Source organism: Solidesulfovibrio fructosivorans JJ] (assembly GCF_000179555.1).
In the GTDB taxonomy this organism is placed as follows: Bacteria; Desulfobacterota; Desulfovibrionia; order Desulfovibrionales; family Desulfovibrionaceae; genus Solidesulfovibrio; species Solidesulfovibrio fructosivorans.
On record NZ_AECZ01000014.1, the window covers coordinates 66,159 to 83,435 of the forward strand.

At 65.0% G+C, this 17,277-nt stretch carries 15 protein-coding genes; 5 read left to right on the forward strand and 10 right to left on the reverse strand.

Annotated elements, in window-relative coordinates; translation table 11 throughout:
• Positions 1-83 precede the first annotated feature (83 nt).
• Together rnr and DESFRDRAFT_RS11420 are read left to right on the forward strand one after the other, a co-directional pair.
• Positions 84-2,306, forward strand: a complete 2,223-nt coding sequence (gene rnr, locus DESFRDRAFT_RS11415) for a ribonuclease R (RefSeq protein ID WP_005994031.1) — start codon at positions 84-86, stop codon at positions 2,304-2,306.
• Positions 2,303-2,716, forward strand: a complete 414-nt coding sequence (locus tag DESFRDRAFT_RS11420) for a hypothetical protein (protein WP_005994033.1) — start codon at positions 2,303-2,305, stop codon at positions 2,714-2,716. Before rnr ends, DESFRDRAFT_RS11420 begins: the two co-directional genes overlap by 4 nt.
• Positions 2,717-2,812: 96 nt before the next feature.
• On the opposite strand, the gene DESFRDRAFT_RS11425 is transcribed toward DESFRDRAFT_RS11420, so the two are convergent.
• Positions 2,813-4,105, reverse strand: a complete 1,293-nt coding sequence (locus tag DESFRDRAFT_RS11425; RefSeq protein WP_005994035.1) for an ABC transporter substrate-binding protein — start codon at positions 4,103-4,105, stop codon at positions 2,813-2,815.
• A gap of 212 nt (positions 4,106-4,317) precedes the next feature.
• On the opposite strand from DESFRDRAFT_RS11425, the gene DESFRDRAFT_RS20780 reads away from it, so the two are divergent.
• The 3 genes from DESFRDRAFT_RS20780 to DESFRDRAFT_RS11440 are packed head-to-tail and all read left to right on the forward strand — an operon-like array spanning position 4,318 to position 8,933.
• Complete coding sequence (locus tag DESFRDRAFT_RS20780; protein WP_005994037.1) at positions 4,318-6,837, forward strand: ATP-binding protein; 2,520 nt, start codon at positions 4,318-4,320, stop codon at positions 6,835-6,837.
• Positions 6,838-6,892: 55 nt separating this feature from the next.
• Positions 6,893-7,570, forward strand: coding sequence for a response regulator transcription factor (locus DESFRDRAFT_RS11435; RefSeq protein WP_005994038.1), 678 nt, complete (start codon positions 6,893-6,895; stop codon positions 7,568-7,570).
• Positions 7,557-8,933: a sensor histidine kinase gene (locus DESFRDRAFT_RS11440; RefSeq protein ID WP_005994042.1), complete on the forward strand. Its 1,377-nt coding sequence runs from the start codon at positions 7,557-7,559 to the stop codon at positions 8,931-8,933. The genes DESFRDRAFT_RS11435 and DESFRDRAFT_RS11440 overlap by 14 nt, the downstream gene beginning before the upstream one ends.
• An 854-nt stretch (positions 8,934-9,787) precedes the next feature.
• Here the strand turns inward: DESFRDRAFT_RS11440 and DESFRDRAFT_RS22195 are convergent.
• The 9 genes from DESFRDRAFT_RS22195 to DESFRDRAFT_RS11480 all read right to left on the reverse strand — a co-directional run bounded on the left by DESFRDRAFT_RS22195 (position 9,788) and on the right by DESFRDRAFT_RS11480 (position 17,246).
• Positions 9,788-10,117: a hypothetical protein gene (locus DESFRDRAFT_RS22195; protein ID WP_144005018.1), complete on the reverse strand. Its 330-nt coding sequence runs from the start codon at positions 10,115-10,117 to the stop codon at positions 9,788-9,790.
• Between the two features lie 238 nt (positions 10,118-10,355).
• Positions 10,356-11,072 carry a polyprenyl diphosphate synthase gene (gene uppS / locus DESFRDRAFT_RS11445; protein WP_005994044.1) on the reverse strand — a complete coding sequence of 239 codons (717 nt, stop codon included), beginning with the start codon at positions 11,070-11,072 and terminating at the stop codon, positions 10,356-10,358.
• Positions 11,072-11,626 carry a ribosome recycling factor gene (gene frr / locus DESFRDRAFT_RS11450; protein ID WP_005994046.1) on the reverse strand — a complete coding sequence of 185 codons (555 nt, stop codon included), beginning with the start codon at positions 11,624-11,626 and terminating at the stop codon, positions 11,072-11,074. The genes uppS and frr overlap by 1 nt, the downstream gene beginning before the upstream one ends.
• Position 11,627: 1 nt before the next feature.
• Positions 11,628-12,350 carry a UMP kinase gene (gene pyrH / locus DESFRDRAFT_RS11455; RefSeq protein WP_005994048.1) on the reverse strand — a complete coding sequence of 241 codons (723 nt, stop codon included), beginning with the start codon at positions 12,348-12,350 and terminating at the stop codon, positions 11,628-11,630.
• Between the two features lie 120 nt (positions 12,351-12,470).
• Positions 12,471-13,076, reverse strand: a complete 606-nt coding sequence (gene tsf / locus DESFRDRAFT_RS11460) for a translation elongation factor Ts (protein ID WP_005994050.1) — start codon at positions 13,074-13,076, stop codon at positions 12,471-12,473.
• Between the two features lie 12 nt (positions 13,077-13,088).
• A complete protein-coding gene (rpsB, locus tag DESFRDRAFT_RS11465; RefSeq protein ID WP_005994053.1) occupies positions 13,089-13,889 on the reverse strand; it encodes a 30S ribosomal protein S2 in 801 nt (266 codons plus the stop codon).
• Positions 13,890-14,088: 199 nt separating this feature from the next.
• On the reverse strand, positions 14,089-14,862 hold the full coding sequence (locus DESFRDRAFT_RS11470; protein ID WP_005994055.1) for a fumarylacetoacetate hydrolase family protein: 774 nt from the start codon (positions 14,860-14,862) through the stop codon (positions 14,089-14,091).
• A gap of 15 nt (positions 14,863-14,877) precedes the next feature.
• Positions 14,878-16,533, reverse strand: a complete 1,656-nt coding sequence (locus DESFRDRAFT_RS11475) for a ribonuclease J (protein ID WP_005994057.1) — start codon at positions 16,531-16,533, stop codon at positions 14,878-14,880.
• Positions 16,530-17,246: a lysophospholipid acyltransferase family protein gene (locus tag DESFRDRAFT_RS11480; RefSeq protein WP_005994059.1), complete on the reverse strand. Its 717-nt coding sequence runs from the start codon at positions 17,244-17,246 to the stop codon at positions 16,530-16,532. The genes DESFRDRAFT_RS11475 and DESFRDRAFT_RS11480 overlap by 4 nt, the downstream gene beginning before the upstream one ends.
• Positions 17,247-17,277: the final 31 nt, after the last annotated feature.

The window sequence follows — 17,277 nt, forward strand, 5'->3', positions numbered from 1 at the left end:
CCTCGCAACGCGTAGCGGGCTTGTGTCGCGCCGCGCGGGGCTGTAGAGGGTGAGGAGCGCGACTATTGGAGGACAGAGGATACATGACAGCAAGAAGAAAAAAAGGACGATCCCCCAAGGGACCGGGGGCCGGACTCGACACGGCCGCCATATTGCGGATCTTCCGCGAAAGCGGCAAGCCCCTGTCCGACAAGGAGGTGGCGCGCAGCCTCCAGGGCACCGCCTTCAAGTTCCACGACCTGCGCCACATGCTCGAGAACCTGCGCGAGGCGGGCAAGCTCATCCGGGTCCAGAAAGGCTGGGGACTTCTGGAAAGTATGCGGCTTCTCACCGGGGTGCTTGAGATCAGCCGCTCGGGCGTGGGCTACGTGCTTCCCGACGACAAGCGCCGCAAGGACATCTTCATCCATCCCAAGGATATCGGCGATGCCTGGCATGGCGACCGGGTGGCCGTCGCCGTCACCCGCGAACGCAAGGACAAGAACCACGAAGGCCGTGTGGCCAGGGTCATCGAGCGCGGTGTTTCGACGCTGCCCTGCCGGGTGGTCAAACGCATGGCCCCGGATCTGTTTTTGTGCCGTCCCACGGACGCCCGCCACTCCATGAGCTTCATGGTGGACTACATTCCCCCGACGCCGGAGGACCCGGTGCCCGGGCCCGAGGACATCATGAACGTGGGCGTGGGGGAAAAGCTCGAATACAAGCTCTATTCCGGCAAGGGGCTGGAGCTTCTGGGTGCCCAGGGCGACGTGGCCGTGCAGGAACGGCTGGTCAAGCTCAATCACGACATTCCAGGCCCCTTTCCGCCAAAGACGGTCAAGGAGGCCGAGGCGTTGCCCGAAGTCCCTGGCGAGGCCGATTTCGCCAACCGCAAGGACCTGCGCGACCTGCCCTTCGTCACCATCGACGGGGCCAAGGCCCGCGACTTCGACGACGCCATCTACGTGAAAAGACGCGGCCGGGCCTATACCCTGTGGGTGGCCATCGCCGACGTGTCCCATTACGTGCCCGAGGGCGGCGCCCTGGACGCCGAAGCCCTGGAACGCGGCAACTCCTACTATTTTCCCCAGTCCGTGGAGCCCATGCTGCCGGAACGGCTCTCCAACGGGCTTTGCAGCCTCAACCCCAACGTGCCGCGCCTGGCCATGGTGGCGGAGATCGATTTTTCGGCCAAGGGCCTGCCCGGCCGCACCGACATCTACCCGGCGGTCATCGAGTCCAAGGAGCGCCTGACCTATGCCCAGGTCAACCGGGCGCTGCTTCTCGGCGACGAGGCGGAACGCAAAAAGATCGCCAAAGTCCTGCCCATGCTGACCAGGGCCGAAGAACTGGCCCGGGCCATAAACGCCGTGCGCACGGAACGGGGCAATCTGGACTTCGATCTGCCCGAACCGGAAATCCTCTTCAATTTCCAGGGCGAAACCCAGGATATCCGGCCCAAGGTGCGCCACTTCGGCCACCAGATCGTGGAGGAGTTCATGATCGCGGCCAACGAGGCCGTGGCCCGGTTCCTGACCGAAAAAGGCGCCCCGGTGCTCTACCGCGTCCACCCCGAGCCCGATCCGACCAAGCTGGAGGCGCTGTTCAAGCTCCTGGCCACCACCGACCTCGCTCCCCAGCTGCCCGCCGTCCCCGGCCCGGGGGATCTCGCCGCCGTGCTGCGGGCCGCCTCGGGCACGGACCTCGACTTCCTGGTCAGCCGGATCGCGCTGCGCACCATGATGCAGGCCTCCTACTCGCCCAAACTCGACGGGCATTTCGGCCTGGCCTCGACCTGCTACTGCCACTTCACCTCGCCCATCCGCCGCTACGCCGACCTGGTGGTGCACCGCTCCATCAAAACCGTGCTGGCCGGCAAAACCGTGCCGGAGAAAAAGCTGGCCAGGCTCGCCAAGGTGGCCGAACACATCAGCCGCCGCGAACGGGTGGCCATGGAGGCCGAGCGCGAAATCTTAAAACGCGTCACCGTGCTCTTCCTGGCCGACAAGGTCGGCCGGCGCTTTACCGGCGTGGTCAGTTCCATCGCGGATTTCGGCTTCTGGGTGGAACTCAAGGAGGTCATGGCCGAGGGCATGGTGCGGCTGTCGTCGCTCTCCGACGACTACTACACCTTTTTCCCGGAACGCCACGAACTCATCGGCGAGCGCACCGGCCGCCGCTTCCGCCTCGGCCAGCCCGTCGAAGTGGAGCTGACCGGCGTGGACCTCGGCCGGCTGTCCGTGGACCTCGGTCTGGTCGAAGGCGGCGAATCGCCCCTGGCCCTGCCCAAGAACAAACGCAAAAGTTCGAGGCGTCGCCGCAAATGAGACGTCTGAGCCGTCGCGAGACGCTTCTCGCCGCCCTGGCCGCCCTCTGGCTCGTGGTCGCCGCGGTTTCGGCCGCCCTGGACTGGCCCACGCCGCGCCGGCTGGCCGAGGAGCGCCTCCGACTGGCCTACCTCGCGGCCAACGCCGTGGACAAGGACTTCCGTCCCTACGACCAGCCCGCCGCGAACGACCCCGAGGCCCAGTACCAGCAGCTCGTGGCCGATTTCCGGGACCGGTTCGGGGAACGCTTCAACATCGCCGAGGCCGAAAGCCGCCATGCCGACGCCGTGGCCAACATGGACCGGGAACGCGTGGGCGTTGTCGCCTTTGCGGCCGGCTCCACGGCCCTGCTCTGGTGGCTGCTTTTCACCATAGGCCGATTGCTCGGCCCGGGCGCGCGCCGCGCCTGACCGCCTCTCCCGGCGGACCCGAAACGCCGCCGGCCCGCCGGGAGAGGACTCCGCGACGGGCCGGGGAAAACGGGCCGAAACCAGCTCCGCTCGCGCTTATTTTTTCTTGCCGGAACTCAGGAAAAGCTCCTTGGCCGTGCCCGGCTCAAACTGGTAGCGGGCGGCCTTTTCCCAAAAATACTTGTCCTTGTCGCGCCCGAGCACCCAGAAGTCGAAATCCCAGTCCTCGCGGCGGTCGCCATGCTCGTTTAAGGCCAGCCAACCCGTGACGCCGTACATGCGCTCGCATACCCGGGGCAGCATCTGCTTGAAGCGCGCGGCATCGCCGGTTCCACCCACGGCCTGGGCCGTGAAGAAGGCCGCCCAGGCCCCGTCGTAGGCGGCCAGGCTCTGGGTGTCGGGGAAAAGGTCGGCCTTGTCCTGGATGCGCTTTTCCGTGAGCGCGTACACGTTGGCCCCGCCCTCGCCGTAACGCGGGCTGGCCAGCCGGACCTTCATGGCGAAGGCCGCGCTCTCCGGGTCCTTGGCGATGGGATCGAACATAGCAGTGCCGTCGCAGCCGTACCAGGGCACGGCCGCCAGCTCCGGATGCTTGGCCGCGCCCTTTAAAAGGGTCACAATCTCCGGTCCGCCGGCGAAATAGATCGCCACCTTGCCGTTTTTGCGCTCGCGCGAAAGCTGCCCCACCAGCTTGGCCAGATCGCCGAGGATCTCGGAAAAATCCTTGCGGTCCGGGGCGAACCGCGCCCCGGGCAGGACCTCGCCGCCAAGCTGGCGAAACCGCGCCTTGACGTGCACGACCATATCGTCGCCGTAGCGGTCGCCCCGCCACAACGGCACCACGGTGCCCACGCCTTCCTGGCGCATGAGGCTCGTCACCGCCTCGGCCTGATAGGTGTCCGACGGCGACAGGCGAAAGAGGTTGTCGCCCTTTCTGGACAGAAACGGCCCGGAGCTGCCCTGGCTGATGAGCACCATGTTGTTCTTGTCGGCGTATTCCAGGCAGGCCTCGGCGTCGTCGTCGGAATAGGGGCCGATGACGACGCGGATTCCCTGGCCGGCCAGGGCCTTCAGCCGCTCCACGGCCGTGGCCGGCTTGCCGCCGGTGTCTTCCATCACGAAACGGACCTGGCCGCCCTGGCCGTTATTGGCCAGATAGGCGTTGATGTCGGCCTGGGCCAGTTCCAGGGCGGCCTTGGACGTCTTGCCGCGCTCGGCCAGGGGCCCGGTCAGCGGCAACAACGCCCCGAAGGTGTACCCGCCGCCCTTCTGGGCCGCCGCCACGCCGACAAGGGCCAGCAGCGCGGCCGCCGCCAGGCACGCCGCCGCCAGACCGCGCAGGCCGGCCAACCCGGCGCGCCGTTTCCTCCCAACCCCATGCCCGTTCATAGCCTCTCCTTGCCGCGACAGCGCCAGGGCCGCCGCGCCCTAATGTCCGCGGCCCGCGTCCAAACGCAGGCCACGCTTTCATGCCCATACCCGCAAGCGGGACAAAAGAAAACCGATCGCCGCCCGCCCTTTCCAAACGACGCCCGTTGGCATAAACAAAGGAAACGGCGCAGCCTGCCGCATGTTGTGCCCCATTCCATGAAGGATTGGCCATGACCGACCCTCACGCCTCGGAAGAAGTGACGCCGAGCCCGGGCCGGGGCGCCACGCCCCCCACAGCCGACCACCTCTTCGCCATGGACCCCGCCTCCCTGTCGCCGGAAGGCGTCGCCAAACTGCGCGACGCGCTTCGCGCCAGCCAGGAAGCCCTTTCCCGCCAGGACGAACAGTTGCGGGAGACCCGCGCCGCCCTGGCCGAAACCCGCGAACGCTTCGCCGACCTGTACGAATGCGCCCCGATCGGCTTTCTGAGCCTGGACGCGGCCGGCGGCATCGTCGCGGCCAACCGCCAGGCCGCGGCCATGCTCGGCCATACGCCCGAGACGCTCCCCGGCCAGCCCTTTTCCCGCTTCGTGGCCCGGGCGGACCAGCCGTGCCTGCGCGCCCTGCGCGATCGGGCCGGACGGACCGGGGAACGGCAGACGGCGGGAATAAGGCTCTTGCGCCCGGATCAAACCGGCCGTTACGTGGAGATCGCCGCCACGCCGGCGGGCCGGCCGACCGGCCCGGACACGGGGCGGGGCCTCCACATCGCCCTTTCCGACCTCCCCCCCCGCCGGGAATCCGAAGAGGCCCTGCGCCTGGCCGACGGCATCCTCGAAACGGGACCCGCTTTTCTCCTGCGCTTCGCCGTGTCCGGCGAGGAACCCGGCCCGGTGGAATACGTCTCGGCAAACATCGACCGCTTCGGCTTTTCCCGGGAAAAACTGATCAGCGGCGCCCTGCTCCCCCGCGAACTCGTCCACGCGGACGACCTGCCCAAGGTCGAAGCGGCCCTGCGGGAAAACGCCGTCGCCGGCAACGATGCCTGTATCCTGGACTACCGCCTGCGGACCGGGGACGGCCAAACCCGCTACGTCACCGACCACGCGCGGCTGTTGCGCGACGCCTTCGGCCGGGTAAACGCCGTCCAAAGCCTGGTCCTGGACGTCACCGACAGCGCCTTGGCCAGGCAGGACCTGGAAACCGTCCTCGACAGCGCCCCCATTCCCATCGTCAAGGTCCGCGTCACGCCGCACGGCGACCGGATTCTCGAATACCAGAACCCCGCCGCCGCCCGCCTGTTCGGGGAAGCGGCCCTGGGGAAATCCTGCAAGGCCTATTTGTGCAAGAAGGAGACCTGCCCGGCCTTAAGCGCCGATTCCGGCGTGGTGCGGGACAGGGAATGCGCCGTCACCACCCTGCGCGGCGAACGCGTCATGTACAAGACCGCCCACAAACTCCCCGACGGCTCGGGCATCATCGAGGCCATGGTGGACGTCACCGAGCTCATGCGCACGCGCCAGAACCTGACGCGGGCCATGGAGGCGGCCGAGGCGGCCAACAAGGCCAAATCGGAATTCCTGGCCACCATGAGCCACGAAATCCGCACGCCCATAAACGGCATCATGGGCATGACCGAGCTGGCCCTCCAGACCGACCTGACCGGGGAACAGCGGGAATACCTCGACCTGGCCCGCCAGTCGGCCCTGTCGCTGCTCGACATCGTCAACGACATTCTGGATTTCTCCCGCATCGAGGCCGGCCGGGTGGAGCTTTCCGCCGCGCCCTTTTCCCCGCGCCGCATGCTCGGCCGCTGCCTGCGGCTGTTCGACACCCTGGCCGCGCGCCACGGCAACACCTTGAGCCTCTCCGTGCACCCGGACGTCCCCGAAACCCTCATCGGCGACGCCGGCCGGCTGGGACAGGTCGTGGCCAACCTCGTCTCCAACGGGCTCAAGTTCACCCGAAACGGCGACGTGCGCCTGTGCGTGGAACCCGACACCCAAAACGAGATCCTTTGCGCCGACCCGTCGGACACGCCCCCCGGGAACCGGGTGTCCCTGCTTTTCTCCGTCATCGATACCGGCATCGGCATCCCCGCCGCCAAGCAGGACCGCATTTTCGAGCCCTTCACCCAGCTCGACGGGAGCCTTACGCGCGGCGTCGGCGGCACGGGGCTGGGACTTTCCATCTGCAACAACCTGGTCGCGCTCATGGGCGGACGCCTCTGGCTCAGCTCACGGCCGGGCAAGGGCAGCACCTTTTATTTCACCACCGTGTGCCGCAAAAAAAGCGGCGCGGCGCGGCAACGGCCCGAGACGACCACCGCCCGCGCGCCCCTGCCCGCGCTGTCCATCCTGCTGGTCGAGGACAACTGCATCAACCAGCTCGTGGGCAAACGCCTGCTGGAACGCCGGGGACACGGCGTCACGGCCGTGGATTCGGGCGCGGCCGCCCTGGCCCTTCTCGCGAAGAGGTCCTTCGACTGCGTGCTCATGGATGTGGAAATGCCGGAATTAAACGGCCTGGAGGCCCTGGCCCGACTTCGCGACCCGGCGTGCTACGGCGAGCGAGCCGACACGCCCGTGGTGGCGCTCACCGCCCACGCCGTCAGGGGCTACCGGGAAAAAATGCTGGCCGCGGGCTTCGACGACTACGTGTCCAAGCCCATCGACATGCGCCAGCTCGAGGCGGCCCTGCGCCGGGCCCTGGCCAGGCCGCGTCGCCGGGGGGGCGGCGCGGGCGCTTAACAAGGCGGACCAAACAAGGTAGGCTGTTTCAATACGGCCAAACCGGAGGTGCGCCATGCGCGTGCTCATCGTGGAAGACGATCTGGAAGCCGCCGCGTACATGGTCAAGGGGCTCAAGGAATCGGGCTACGTCGCCGACCACGTGGCCGACGGCCGCGAGGCGCTGTACCGCGTGGCGGGAGAAACCTACGACGCCCTGGTGGTGGATCGGATGCTGCCCGGCGTCGACGGGCTCACCATCGTGCGCACCATGCGCACGGCCGGCAACCATACCCCCGTGCTGATCCTGTCGGCGCTCGGCGACGTGGACGACCGGGTCAAGGGCTTAAAGGCCGGCGGCGACGATTACCTGGTCAAGCCCTACGCCTTCGCCGAGCTGCTCGCCCGGCTGGAAGCCCTGCTGCGCCGGGGACGGGCCGAAGTCCCGGACACGACGCTCAAGGTCGCGGACCTGGAAATGGACCTGGTCGCCCGCACGGTCAGGCGCGCCGGCAAGGCCATCGAACTCAAGCCCAAGGAATTCGCCCTGCTCGAGTACCTCATGCGCCACGCCGGCCACGTCGTCACCCGCACCATGCTGCTCGAAAACGTCTGGGACTACTCCTTCGACCCCCAGACCAACGTCATCGACGTCCACATCAGCCGCCTGCGCCAGAAGATCGACAAGGGACACGACAAGCCCCTGCTCTCCACCATCCGCGGCGCCGGATACAGCCTGCGTGATTCCAACTAAGCTCCTGCGATCCTCCACCCTGCGCCTGTCCATCATCCATATGGCCGCCTTCGGCCTGTCGGTGCTGGTGCTCCTGGGGTTCATCTACACCTCCACCGCCGGCTTCATGGAGCGGCAGACCGACGAGACGATAAACGCCGAGATCCAGGGGCTGGCCGAACAATACAGCCAGCTCGGCCTGACCGGCCTCATCCGCGTCATCAAGTCCCGCGTGGCCAAGGACAAGGCCGGCTCGAGCGTCTACCTGCTCACGGACTGGAAATTCAATCCCTTGGCCGGCAACCTGGCCGACTGGCCCAAGTTCAAGGACACCGGCTCGGGCTGGTTCGACGCCACCCTGGAAGACACTGAAAACTTCGAGCCGCGCCGGGTGCGCATGCGCTACTTCCTCCTTCCCGGCAACTTCCACCTCATCGTCGGCCGCGACGTGTCCGAACGCATCAAGGTGGAACGGCTCATCATGGACGCGCTGATCTGGGGCCTCGGCATCACCGTGGTGCTCGGCGGCCTGGGCGGCCTTTTGACCAGCCGCTGGACGCTCAAGCGCATCGACGTCATCAACAACGCCAGCCGGGAAATCATGCGCGGCGAACTGACCCGGCGCATCCCCACCCGTGGGGCCGGCGACGAATTCGACCGCCTGGCCGAGAACCTGAACGCCATGCTCGACCAGATCTCCAAGCTCATGGACGGCGTCAAGCAGGTGTCCAACAACATCGCCCACGACCTGCGCGGTCCCTTAAACCGCATCCGCTCGGGCCTGGAAATGTCCCTGGCCCGGCCCGTCGACGACCCCGAACACTACCGCACCGTGCTGCGCCAGACCATCAGCGAGATCGACAACCTGCTGATGACGTTCAACGCCCTTTTGACCATCGCCCAGGCCGAGGCCGGCACCCGCCGCCAGGATTTCACCGACGTGGACCTGACCAGCCTCGCCGCCGACGTGGCCGAACTCTACGAGCCCCTGGCCGAGGAAAAAGATCTGGCCTTCTCCTTTCATCTCGCCCCGGACATCACCGTCGCCGGCAACCGCCACCTGCTCTCCCAGGCCCTGGCCAACCTCCTCGACAACGCCGTCAAATACACCCCCGACGGCGGGGCCATCACCGTCACCCTCACCGCCACCCCAAGCGGCCCGGAACTGGCCGTGGCCGACACCGGCCCCGGCATCCCGGCCGAATACCGGGAGCTCGTCCTCGAACGCTTCGCCCGGCTGGAATCCAGCCGCAACACCCCCGGCAGCGGCCTGGGGCTCTCCCTCGTCGCCGCCGCCGCCAGCCTGCACCAGGCCGCCCTGCGCCTCGAGGACAACGCCCCGGGCCTGCGCGTCACCATGGCCTTTCCCCGGCCCCGCGCCTGAGCCCGGCCAAACATGAATTTTAGTTCATAAAGCGGCCATACCACCTCCATGCTGGCCGCCTATCCAGGCATCGTCGGATACGGCGTTGCGGCAAGGCCCGCACAAACGTGCCCGAGCCATACCCTCTTTGTTGCATCCGCCGTCCGTACGGCCCCTCCCGTCCGGATGGCCCCAAGGTCGCCCTCCCCCTCCTTGAACGAAGCCCCCGCCCACACGGCGGGGGCTTTCGTTTGCCCGCCATCCCGTTCCCTAAACAACGTTCATGTTCCGGTCATGCCCGGTCCACCCTCCCGACCTATATCTTTTCCCGACGGCAACGCGGCTATCCCCCTCCGGCCGCGCCGTCAAAAGCCCTTTGCCAACAAACCAGGGCCCGGTTCCAACCCCCTTCACCCCGCCCGGGACCGCAAGCCGAAACCTCCTCTCCTCGAATGCGAAGCCCCCGCTCCCCGGCGGGGGCTTCCTCTTTCCTAACCAAAGTTCATGCCCCGGCCATGCCCCTTTCATGATCCATGTTTATAAGGAAGATGACGGCAACCCCGGCTTCCCCCTCAAGCCGGTCCGTCAAGGTCCCGCGGCGCGCACCACGCCGCAGGGCCGGCTACAACACTCTCTCTCCTCCCTCCTTGAGCAGGCCCCCGCTTCCCCGGCGGGGGCCTGTGTTTTTTGGGCGGAGGGAGGGAAGACGAGGAGACGCAGGCGGCAGAAAGGGCAGGGAAGCTGCCCCTGCAACCCCGCTGGGGGACTTGATGTCCCCCGGACCCCTTTTTACCGGGTCAGGATGTATTGTTGAAATTTGATTAGCTTTGGTTTGTTGGACTACGAAACTTTATATGGTATCCAACGTAAAAAAGTTACCATCCTTTCACCTCATCACCATTCTTCATCCATGAATATCCAATAGTCCTACCACTCTGCTTATTAAGCACGGAGACGCTAGCATACCCATCTCTAATAACCACTGAAACAGAACGTTTTTGGTGCGGACCCAAATAACCACTGTAAACAATATTATTATTGCTATACCTATCCCTGACAACAATATCATTTCCAAATGGGTCATCATTGTAAATAACCAAGGTTCCAGCTTGTGCATCTGTGGTTGTTCCATTAATTAAAAATATTCCAGAAGAGAACAGCATTACTAAACAAACAAAAGCAACATTAAAAGATAAACGTTTCATAGCGGCCTCCAAAAATAAATTTTTACTTTGCTAAACATATTTCTGAATATTTTATCAAATGTCAATATATATATGAAAAAATATACATAAATTGCAATACATTATATAAAAAATAATACCCACTCCCCGCCTTATTGCTTTGGGACGTCGGTGTTGTGGAGGGGAGACCGGGGGGCATCACGCCCCCCGGCGGAGTGCGGAGGCAAAGCCTCTGCCGGGGTCCGGGGCGGCGCCCCGGCTACCCGGCGGCTTGGTCGCCGGTGAGGCCGAAACGCCGGGTGCGGTTTTGGTAATCGTGCAGGGCGGCTTCGAAGTGGTCGGGGGTGAAGTCGGGCCAGAGGGTCTCGGGGAAGGAGAACTCACTGTAGGTGGACTGCCACAGCAGATATCCGGAGAGGCGTTTTTCGCCGCTGGTGCGGATAATGAGGTCCGGGTCGGGCTGTCCGGCGGTGTAGAGTTCGGCCGAGAGGCGTTCTTCGGTGACATCTTCGGGGGCGACGCCCTGGCGCATGAGGCTGCGGCAGGCGCGCAGAATTTCGTCGCGGCCGGAGTAGTTGAGGGCCAGGTTCAGGGTCATTTCGGTGCAGTGGGCGGTCTTGGCGATGACGTGGCCGAGGACCTTGCGCGCGGCCAGGGGCAAGTCGGCCATTTCGCCGAGCAACCGGAACCGAATGGACTGCTTGAGCAGCATGTCCGTTTCGCGGGTTAAAAACCGCACCAGGAGGTCGAAAAGGAACTTGACCTCGTCAGCCGGCCGTCCCCAGTTCTCCTTGGAAAAGGCGTAAAGGGTCAGGTGGCCGATGCCCAGTTCCCGGCAGCGGGTGATGATGCCCCGGGCGGCCTCGGTGCCGGCCCGGTGGCCTTCGCTACGGGGCAGGCCGCGCATGGTGGCCCAGCGTCCGTTGCCATCCATGATGATGGCGACGTGGCGGGGAAGCGACATGGAATCCGGCACTATATCTCCATGATTTCCTTTTCTTTCTTGGCGAGGGCATCATCGGCCTTGGCGATATAGGCATCGGTGAGCTTCTGGACGTCTTCCTGGCCCTTGTGCTGGTCGTCCTCGCTGATCGCCTTGTCGTTCTTCTTTTTCTTGAGGGCGTCGTTGGCGTCGCGGCGGATGTTGCGGATGGCGACCTTGGCTTCCTCGGCGTATTTCTTGGCCACCTTGGCCAGGTCCTTGCGGCGGTCCTCGGTCAGGGGCGGGATGGAAATACGGATGATCTTGCCGTCGTTGACCGGGGTCAGGCCGAGGTCGGATTTGAGAATGGCCTTTTCCACGTCATGGAAGGCCTTGCGGTCCCAGGGCGCGATGGTGATGGTGCGGCTGTCCGGGGTGGACACCGAGGCCATCTGGTCCAGGGGAGTGGGGGTGCCGTAGTAGTCCACGCGGATACCGTCGAGGAGCGAAGTCGTGGCCCGTCCGGTACGCAGCCGCGCGAATTCCTTGTCCAGCGAAGCCAGCGCCTTTTGCATCCGGTCTTCGGCGTCCTTGAGCACTGCCTGCATATTAATCCTCTCCTTTGACCACCGTGCCGACGGGCTCCCCGACCAGCACCCGCTTGAGGTTGCCCGGCGTGAACATGTTGAAGACCACGATGGGCAGCTTGTTGTCCATGGCCAGGCTGATCGCCGTGGTGTCCATGACGCGCAGCCGCTTTTCCAGCACGTCCATGTAGGTCAGGGTTTCGAATTTGACGGCGTCGGGGTGTTTGAGCGGGTCCTTGTCGTAGACGCCGTCGACTTTCGTTCCCTTGAGGATGGCCTCGGTTTTGAGCTCCATGGCCCGCAGCGCCGCGGCGGTGTCCGTGGTGAAGTACGGATTGCCGGTTCCGGCGGCGCAGATGACCACCCGTCCTTTTTCCAAATGCCGCAGAGCCCGGCGGCGGATGTAGGGCTCGCAGACCTCGCGCATGGTGATGGCCGACATGACGCGGGTGGACAGCCCTTGTTTCTCCAGGCCTTCCTGCACGGCCAGGGCGTTTAGGACCGTGGCCAGCATGCCCATGTAGTCCGCCGAGGCCCTGTCCATGCCGGCGGCCTGATCGGAGACGCCGCGAAAAATGTTGCCGCCGCCGATGACCAGGGAAATCCTGGCTCCGGCCTCGGCCGCCTGGGCGATCTCCTGGCAGAAATTGGTGATGGTCTGGTTGTCGATCCCGAAGGGACGACCGCCGGCCAGCGCCTCGCCGCTTATCTTTAGCAAAACCTGGGAAAACCGCAAATTCGACATGGCGCCCCTCACTGGTTGCGGGAAGTATGGAGGGGAGGACCGAGCGTCCTGGACCTCCCCCGGACCGAATTGCAAAAAAAACGGGCCTTGCGGCCCGTTGTAACCTCGATGCGCATCCGCCTAGGCGGCGTCCTCGCCCAGGGCCATGCGGCAGAATCGCCCGATCTGGACGTTTTCGCCAAGTACGCCGATCAGCTCGTTGAGCAGGTCCTTGATGACGACCTTGTCGTCCTTGATGAACGGCTGCTCGAGCAGACAGACTTCCTTGTAGTACTTCTTCATGCGTCCTTCGACGATCTTCTCGGCGATGGCTTCGGGCTTGCCCTCTTCCATGGCCTGGTGCTTGTAGATTTCCTTTTCCTTGGCCAAAAGCTCGGCCGGCACTTCCTCGGGGCCGAGGCACACCGGGTTGGTGGCGGCGATCTGCATGGCCACGTTTTTCGCGAACTCCTGGAAGCGCTCGGAGCGGGCCACGAAGTCGGTCTCGCACTTGATCTCGACCATGACGCCGAGCTTGCCGTTGGAGTGGATATAGGAACCGATCATGCCCTCGGAGGTGGCGCGGCCGGCGCGCTTCTGGGCCTTGGCCAGGCCTTTCTCGCGCAGCCAGGCGACGGCTTTTTCCTCGTCGCCGGAGCACTCGCCCAGGGCTTTCTTGCAATCCATCATGCCCGCGCCGGTTTTGTCACGCAGGGCTTTCACGGAGCTGGCGGTAATATCGGCCATGAGACGGTCCTCCTACTCGGCAGTGGTTGCGGATTCGGTTTGCGCCGCCGCTTCGACGGCGGGGGCGGGCTCGGCCACGGCTTCGGGCTTTTCGTCCTTGTCCGGGGTCGGCTCCTCGTCCTTATCCTTGGTCTGGGCCGCGCCTTCGAGGCAAGCTTCGGCCACGGTGGAGGCAAAAAGCTTGATGGCGCGGATGGCGTCGTCGTTGCCGGGGATCACGTAGTCGATGACGTCGGGGTCGCAGTTGGTGTCGACCACGGCCACAATGGGGATGCCGAGCTTGCGGCATTCCTGGACGGCGATCTCCTCGCGCTTGGGGTCGATGATGAAGGCGGCCTGGGGCAGCTTGTCCATGTCCTTGATGCCGCCGAGGTTGGCGTTGAGCTTTTCGACCTCGCGGCCCATCATCACGATTTCCTTCTTGGGAAAGCGCTTGATGGAGCCGTCGCCGAACATGCGCTCCAGGTTCTTCAGGCGATCGATGCTCTTCTTGATGGTCTGGAAGTTGGTGAGCATGCCGCCCATCCAACGGTTGGTGACGAAAAACTGGCCGGCGCGCTCGGCTTCCTTTTTCACGGATTCCTGGGCCTGGCGCTTGGTGCCGACGAAAACGACCTTGCCGCCGCCGGCCACGATGCCGGCCACGAAGTCGTGGGCCTTCTGGTACAGGCGCACGGTCTGCTGCAGGTCGATGATATGGATGCCGTTTCTGGCCCCGAAAATGAACGGGCGCATCTTGGGGTTCCAACGGCGGGTCTGGTGTCCGAAGTGGACGCCGGTCTCCAGAAGCTGCTTCATGGTGACGTAAGGCATGGTTACTCCTTGGGTTTTCCCTCCGCTTCGCCGGGGAGCGACCGGACCGCCCGGCACCCAGGGAACAGGCGAAGCGTGCGTGTTTGGTGAACGGGAGTTTGTAGTCATCCTTTTTTAAAAAAGCAAGCCCCACGATCCCGGGGATCGCGGCTTTCCCGGGCGGCGGGACGGGACGGCGGAGACGGGGTGCCCGGACGGGCTATTGCAGCGGCGCGGCCTCTTCCTCGGCCTTGGCGGCGTTTATGAGCACCCCCACCGCGTCGATCTCCACCCGGACCTCGTCGCCCGGGGCGAGCCGCCCCCCTCCGGACGGGGAGCCGGTCAGGATCACGTCGCCGGGGAGCAGGGTCATGATGGTGGAGATGAAGCTGACGAGCGCGTAGGGAGAGAGCACCATGTCGCCGGTCGAGGATTCCTGGATCACGGCGCCGTTGACCGTGGTGCGCAGCCACAGCTGCGTGGGGTCGGCCACGGCGGTCTCGATCCAGGGGCCGATGGGGGCGAAGGTGTCGAAGCCCTTGGCCCGGCCGAGCGGCTCGCCCGGGGCGAGGAAATCGCCGGCCGTGACGTCGTTGGCGCAGGAGTAGCCGAAAAGATGGCGCGGCACGTCCTCGGGCGCGACGTTGCGGCAGCCCCGGCCAAGGATCATGGCCAGCTCCCCCCAGGCCTCCACACGGGACGTGGCCCGGGGCAGCATGATGGACTGGCCGTTGCCGATGACGGCCGTGGGGGGCTTCAGGAAAAGCATTGGCGCGTCGCCCGGCCCACGGCCGATCTCTTCCAGGCGGCTGCGGAAATTGCCCTGGGCGCACACCACCTTGGACGGGGCCACCGGCGCCAGCACCGAGACTTCCGTCAGCGGCAGCACCTCGGGCACGCCGAGGGTGCGGTCGAGGCAGCGCACGGCCCGCTCCTCCAGCAACAGCTGGGCGTAAAAGGTCGCCGCCCCCCGGCGCACCCGCAGCACTTTCATATCGCCATGCCCCGCCTACAAGGTGATGACCAGCGGCACCACCACCGGATCGCGTTCCAGCACCTTGCGGAAAAACCGGCGCAAGGCCGAACGGATGCGCTCCTTGAGCAGGTCCGACTGCCCCGGCGGCACGTTTTCGTAGATGTCCAGCACGATGCACTTGGCGTCTTCGAGCACGTGGCTGTAGTGCTGCTCGAAGACGAAGCCCTTGGACAGGATATTGGGACCGAACGTCAGTTCGCCGGTTTTCTCGTCCACCACCATGACCACGATGACCAGCCCCTCGCCGGCAAGAAGCTGGCGCTCCTTGAGCACGGTGACGCCCACGTCGCCGACGCCCTTGCCGTCGACGTAGATGTGCTCCACCGGAATCGGGTCCTCGAGCCGGATCAGCCCGTCGGAAAAGGTCACGGGCTGGCCGTCCTCGATGACCAGGGCCCGCTCCGGAGCCACGCCGCAGGAAACGCCGATGCGGGCGTGCTTGACCAGATGGCGGTATTCGCCGTGCACGGGGATGAAAAACTTCGGCGAAACGGTCCGCAGCATCAGCCGCAGTTCCTCGGCGTGGGCATGGCCCGAGGCGTGGATGGCCTGGACGGACTCGTAAAGGACCTCGGCCCCGAGCTTGTAGAGACGGTTTATGAGCCGGGTTATGGCCCTGACGTTGCCCGGGATGAAACGCGAGGACAGGATGACGGTGTCGCCCTTTTGCACCTTGATCTGGCGGTGCTCGCCATACGCCAGGCGCGACAGCGCCGAGAGCGGTTCGCCCTGGGAGCCGGTGACGAGCAGCACCACCTGGTTGTCGGGCAGGCTCGGCAGGTCGTCGAGGCTGGCCTCGGCCCCGGCCGGCACACGCAGGTGCCCGAGCTCCCGGGCGATCTCGATATTGGAAAAAAGGCTCTTGCCCGAGACCGCCACCTTGCGCCCCGAGGCGTGGGCCAGGTCGTAGATCTCCTGCATGCGCTGGATGTGGCTGGAAAAAAGCGTCACCACAATGCGCCCGGCCGCTTCCTTGAAAATGCCGGCCAGGGCGGATTTGATCTCCCGCTCGGCCAGGGCGAAGCCCTCGCGCTCGGCATTGGTGGAATCGGACAAAAGGAGCATGACGCCTTTTTCGGAAAAGGCCTTGATGGCCGGCAGGTCGGTGGCGTGCCCGTCAAGCGGCGTGCGGTCGATCTTGAAGTCACCGGTGTGCACGATCCGCCCGGCCGGGGTCTCGATGCCGAGGCCGAAACCGCGCACAATGGAATGGCACACCGGGAAAAAGGTGACCTTGAAGTCGCCGAGCGTGATGGTCTGGCCACCCTCCACCGCCTCGAAGTGGGTGAACTCCTTGAGGTTGTGCTCCTCAAGCTTTTTGGCGGCCAGGGCCAGGGTAAAAGACGACCCGTAGAGCGTGGCGTCGCACGAGCGCATAAGCCAGGGCAACGCCCCGATGTGGTCCTCGTGGCCGTGGGTGAGGATGATGCCCTTGAGCTTGTCCTTGTTGGCCAAAATGAAGTCGAAACGCGGGATGACCACGTCGATGCCGAACAGGGAGTCGTCGGGAAACATCAGGCCGCAATCCACGACAATCATGGACTCGCCGGACACCAGGGCCATGCAGTTGAGCCCGATTTCGCCGAGGCCGCCCAGCGGATAGAGCGTCACGGCGGGAGTGGAATTCATTGTCGCATCTCCTGGTAGGCCCCGTTCATGCGGGCCCAAAGATCGTTTTTAAAGGCTTCACGCTCCTTAAGCGTGTATAAGGCATGGGGATCGAAAGGCGGCAGGGCGCGCACGGTCACTTCCCCCGGACGCGCCCGGCGGGCGTGTTTGGGCAGGACGCGCCCGGAGCCGGAAACGATGAGCGGGGCCACCTTGGCCTGGCACTTGAGCGCCACGATCATGCCGCCGGTCTTGAATTCGCCAAGGCGCGAATAATCCATGGACCGCGTGCCCTCGGGAAAAACGAGCAGCCCCACCCCGCGCGAGACGAGCCCGACCGCCTCGGCGATGGCCTCCATGGCCTTGCGCCGGTTGGCCCGGTTGATGGCCACATGGCCCACCCGGCGCATGGCCGGCCCGAAAACCGGGATGGCAAACAGGCTTTCCTTGGCCAGAAACCGGAAATTGTACCCGGAAAGCGTGGCGAAAAGGATCGGGATATCCATATGGCTCTGGTGGTTGGCCATGAAAATGTACGTCTCGTTCGGGTCGAGGGCCGAAAGGTCGGCCGTGACGCGCACGCCGGAGCACCAGACGAGGCAGCGCGCCCACAGGCACTCGAGCCGGTGGGACAGGCGGGCGTCGGCCCCCACGCGGGCGAAGAGCCAGCACAGGGAGCTGAAAACGAGGGTCAGCGGCGCAAGGCAGGCCGTAAAAAAAAGCGATCGCATCATGCTTGCATCATTCCGTGTTGACTGTGGCCCA